Origin of the sequence: Aeromonas sp. PrichA-15, assembly GCF_017939245.1 — a bacterium.
Taxonomy (GTDB): Bacteria; Pseudomonadota; Gammaproteobacteria; order Enterobacterales; family Aeromonadaceae; genus Aeromonas; species Aeromonas caviae.
Genome location: NZ_JAGKRH010000358.1, coordinates 1 through 310, shown reverse-complemented (window position 1 = coordinate 310; position 310 = coordinate 1). Strand labels below are relative to the sequence as shown.

General features: G+C 63.9%; 1 pseudogene. It reads left to right on the top strand.

Going from position 1 to position 310, the window contains the following annotated elements:
• Window positions 1–310, top strand: a pseudogene (locus J9889_RS23205) (DNA-binding protein); the annotation flags it as partial.

Here is a 310-nt window from a genome sequence, read left to right as displayed (position 1 = left end):
TGTTGCTGGACAAGGACGAGACCCTTTGTCTGGTGGCCGGTTACAGCGCCCAGTTGCGGATCCGGATTATTCGCCGCTGGCAGGAGCTGGAGCAGCAAGCCCACCAGCCCGCGATGATGATCCCCCAGACCCTGCCGGAGGCACTGCGCCTTGCTGCCGAGCTGGCCGAGCAGAAGATGGCGCTGGAACAGAAGGTGGCGATGGATGCCCCGGCGGTGGAGTTCGCCAAGCAGATCGCCAGTGTGGAGAAGGGGATCACCTTGTCGGCGTTCGCCAAGACGGTGGGCCTTGGCCCCAATACCCTGTTCAC